Below are 4,197 nucleotides of genomic sequence, written 5' to 3'. Positions count from 1 at the left end.
GGCTTTGCTTTTTTTAGCGTTTTTCAGGAAGGTATACTTACAGAATATTAAAACATCGTTTATGCAACGCTAGTGATCGTTAATAAAAAATCCGTTGTCATCACAATAGGTTCACCAGTTTTAAGGATCGGTAGGATGTTTTATACCTAACTCATCTGCAATGACTATTGTTTCTTCCAACGGTAATAAAGGAAATTGTTCTCGAATGCCAATAAAAAATCTGAATATTCGGTTAAAAAATAGTTTCATTCAAAATCTGAAAAACTCATGCTGTCTATTTGTTTTATTCCTTTTAAACGTGTAGAGCGACCTAATGTAGATACATCCTGAATCTTTAACCACAGTTTATAATCTGCACCAATACCTGAACCTTGACCTTGTTTAATCCACTTTTCAATTTCAGATGTTCTTTTTCTTTTGGACATAAAAACACCCCTTTAGATAATCATATCCAAAGGGGTAAAGCTTCGCGACTTTATTTTAAACATCGCAATTTTAATTTATGTCCCTATCGAAAATTAACGTTCCACCGCCCCTTCCCCTTCTCACTCCCCTCAACACCTTCTCCCCCAAGGTCTCACGCCCCATTCAAGCACCCTCCCGATTTTTCTTATAGAATAATTACGTTCCCGCCTTTTTCCCGTTTTTTGCCCAAAATTGTACCGATTTTGCAATGATTTTGATAAATAATTACGTTCCAGAATAGACGAATACGGAGTAGATGATTGAGGACTTTCTGATTCTAATGAGTGAGGAAAAACACTGGAAAGGATACCGATTCAATACCGTGTGGGAAACTAACTGAGAAAGACTGGAATCCTTACTGGACAAGGAATTTGAGGGTCAACAGAACTGGAAAAAACGTTTGGATTTTGATTGAAAACGTGCTTACACTGCGATTGGATTCCCGCTTAATTCTACACAAAGAACCCGAAGGTCTGCCGGGAAATCTTTCACTATTACACCCACTCCTCGACTAATCTGCCACTATAGTTATAGAAAAAAATCCTGTAAAAACAGGATTTTAATCAAACTTTATTACAAATAATCAATCTTTTTTATAAAACTACAGATTTTTGTATACAACAATTTCTTATTTTCCATTAGCTCAGCAATTTTGTTTTCTCTGATTCCTATTTCTTTATATACGAAGCAGAAATAAGCTTTAATCAAATGTGCCTTGGCGTATTTGCGCGCAGATTTTATCGAGCTTCGCTCGATAAAATCTGTGGCATCCGCCGGAGGCTTTAGCTTTATTCAGCCGGGGTTTGAACCAAAGAAGTAAGCGGGTTTTAAGCGTTCTACTAACTCAGCTCGATGTCGTCAGGGACGCCTGAACTTCCGGACTGATTTTCGGGTAAGGATAGTTAATTTTTTCATCAAATTCCACCCAGTCGAGATTTGCCATCATTAGCAGGTAGCGTGTGCCGCTGGACGGGTCGCTGATGATGATGTGGTCACGACCAGCCGTTTCTATGCGCCCGTGGTAAACCATTGCATTCCATCTTTTGTTACCTTGATAAGTAAAGTAGAATGTACCTACCTTACCTTTGTTGAAGCGTATGATATTTTCGATAAATGATTCTTCCGTCGCGCCTGCAAGAAGTTGCTGCGCGGTCCCTATCGGGACCACTGGGGCGGCAAACGAGGGACCAGAAGGCATAGCCATCGGAGAGCCAGCAGGTTGTGATCGACTGGTCCGCGTCATGGAAGTTGGATAAAAACCAGGATAATAATTCATTGGATAATAACCAGAGTCTCCACAAGTCATGGGAAGATCAGCTCCTTATTAATTTATCTATAAAACTCTGGGCAATAGCCCGGTACCCCGACATAGAAGCAATGATTCCTGTGCGCAAAATCGAACTTCGTACTGGGGGATCTTGGCATCGTTTCGGTACAAGGAGCTCTGTACTTTTTCCCCGGACTGGGGTTAAAAAACCACAAATTCATCCTTGCACGAGGTTCCCTATCACCTTGTAACAAATTCCTAGCCCTCTGGAGGTCAGCTTCTGTGGGACGTTGTGTATACAATGTTCCATTTAAGACAGGCTCGAAGTGAGGAATATCGGTTCCTGGTATGGTCTGATAGATCGCATGTCTGATATTACGCAACCCTTTGAAGTCGGGAGCACAGTCAGCCTCGACTCGATTAGCCACAACCGTTCCTACCATGTTCATCCCTTGAACACCTTCACCGATTGCTTCCGCCAGCATGAGTCTCGCTAACTCCTCCACGTCACGTGAAGTATGTTTTATTCGTCTACCCATTTTCTCACCACCTTTGGCTTATACAGGTAACTTATTACCTGAAGCTGGATTGGGTAACTTGCCTATCAGCCCAAATACTTCGCTTCTGAAAGTTCATGATATTAGGACATACGTTTGCCCGTTTTCCCGAAAGGGCGAGCATTGCAAGACAAAAGCGGAAGCGCCTTGCTCATCGACGTACAAACTGGAGGAGCCTTGAAGTTTGCAAGTCGATAGGCGCTGGAGCTGGACGAAGAAAACTTTTTCACAGAGGTATACACTTTGTACGATTTTATAATTTCCTATACCACTAAGAAAAGCGGAAGGCGCTTAGCCTTAGGCGACAAGCACAAGACAAATTGCGAGGAGGCAGTTCTTCAGCCACCACAGCAATTTGACTTGTGACCTCGAGCCGATGGCGCCTGGAGGCGGGCTTAGGCAGCGGTGTCCTGTCGCTTCGCCCCCACTAGGACATCCTGTCCGTCGTTTTACATATCACATCACCGTTTAAATAAAAATTTCGTTTAAATTTGATACTTTCCTAGCTAGTAAATTTAACCTACCTGTAGGCGTAACCTCGACTAAACCCATATTTAAGACATGAGCTTTGTTAACCCGTTCAAACAAATTTTTAATTGTAGTGATACCTTCTGCTGTTGACCTTAGCAAATTACTAGGGTATCACCTAGAAATATGACATTTAGAAAGTAAGATTATGAGGCCTGATGATTCTATTGCTGAAGTTACAAGTTTTGCAGGATTAGTATAATTAGATGATACAGAAAAATAAAAACATGATCCTAAATAGAACTAAAAAAGAAACATCATCAATTGATGTCTCCTTTTTGTATTTATAAATTCGTACTCCATAATAAGCATACTAAAGACCTTCCATTACCTTACTGATATTGGTTCAGTTTTTACTTCATTAGAACATGATGTTCAGAATAACATCAAACTGCTTAACCTAAAATGGTGTATTGGTAAGGTCAGCAACAGCCCTAATCCTATTAGTGTAGTTCTTAGTAACCAATACGCCTTCTTTAGAAAGATCAATTCCTACTCCTGTAACTAATTTATTATAAAATCCTTGAAAAAAAAGTTTGATCAAAAATAGCACATGCTCCAGGACAAAGGCTCATTAAAAGAATACATTTTGAATGAACCGGGTTTCCTCGTCCAAAACGATAAAAATCTATTGTACAATTATCATCGGCGGTCTAATTGTTTTGAGCTTGCATGAGTTCATATATTTTACGAGCTGTGTTGACATTTCTTATAGTAACTTGTTTGTATAACTTTGACCCAATTATCTTTGACATTCCGCTTTTGGTTACATTTTTCTTGTCAACGGACCATAGAATCGCGCCGGGGACATATTTCACCGTGTCAACATTTGGTTTGATGACCAAATTCTTAAGTACAGATGCATCATCAATTTCATCCCATAAAAACATGACATCACTTTTCATGTCTTTGTCATTTTTCCATGTTTCAGGAATTGCGTTAATGATTCCTCTGACATCATCGACACTACGAACTACTACTTTAATTTGTAATCCGAAATCATAATGTATCGTTTCTTCCAAAATACATGATAGTTCAGTTTTTGATTTGCCTTTGAATGAAAAAATAATATTACCTGTATTGATGTATGTCACCACATCATTCATCCCGGCTTGTTCAAACGTTTGTTTAAGCAACTTCATGTCAATTTTATTTTTTCCACCCACATTAATTCCCCGAAGAAGAGCGATATAAACCATAACCATCTTCCTTTCGACTTTTTACTCATTAACCCATAATATCTTATTGACTATTCCTGATCAAATGCGCCTTGGCGTATTTGCGCCCAGATTTTATCGAGCTTCGCTCGATAAATTTTGTATGAAAATTATTTCCGCTAGAAAGCAATACTTAAGTAAGCCCTCTATTCCTATTTTTTAA

At 39.4% G+C, this 4,197-nt stretch carries 4 protein-coding genes and 1 pseudogene; all 5 read right to left on the bottom strand.

The window, feature by feature from the left end; all coding sequences use genetic code 11:
* Window positions 1-245: 245 nt before the first annotated feature.
* The 5 genes and pseudogenes from H9631_RS22955 to H9631_RS21950 all read right to left on the bottom strand — a co-directional run bounded on the left by H9631_RS22955 (window position 246) and on the right by H9631_RS21950 (window position 4,016).
* Complete coding sequence (locus H9631_RS22955; RefSeq protein ID WP_191816569.1) at window positions 246-425, bottom strand: transposase; 180 nt, start codon at window positions 423-425, stop codon at window positions 246-248.
* An 884-nt stretch (window positions 426-1,309) separates the two neighbouring features.
* On the bottom strand, window positions 1,310-1,771 hold the full coding sequence (gene gerQ, locus H9631_RS21960) for a spore coat protein GerQ (protein WP_191816567.1): 462 nt from the start codon (window positions 1,769-1,771) through the stop codon (window positions 1,310-1,312).
* A gap of 23 nt (window positions 1,772-1,794) precedes the next feature.
* Complete coding sequence (locus H9631_RS21955) at window positions 1,795-2,271, bottom strand: cell wall hydrolase (protein WP_191816565.1); 477 nt, start codon at window positions 2,269-2,271, stop codon at window positions 1,795-1,797.
* A 534-nt stretch (window positions 2,272-2,805) separates the two neighbouring features.
* Window positions 2,806-2,913, bottom strand: a pseudogene (locus H9631_RS22515) (recombinase family protein); the annotation flags it as partial.
* 557 nt (window positions 2,914-3,470) lie between these two features.
* Complete coding sequence (locus H9631_RS21950) at window positions 3,471-4,016, bottom strand: DUF1697 domain-containing protein (RefSeq protein ID WP_191816563.1); 546 nt, start codon at window positions 4,014-4,016, stop codon at window positions 3,471-3,473.
* Window positions 4,017-4,197 lie beyond the last annotated feature (181 nt).

The organism is Bacillus norwichensis, assembly GCF_014836955.1.
Lineage (GTDB): Bacteria > Bacillota > Bacilli > Bacillales > Bacillaceae_C > Siminovitchia > Siminovitchia norwichensis.
The sequence above is the reverse complement of the archived record's forward strand: the minus strand, read 5'-3'. Positions and strand labels throughout refer to the sequence as shown.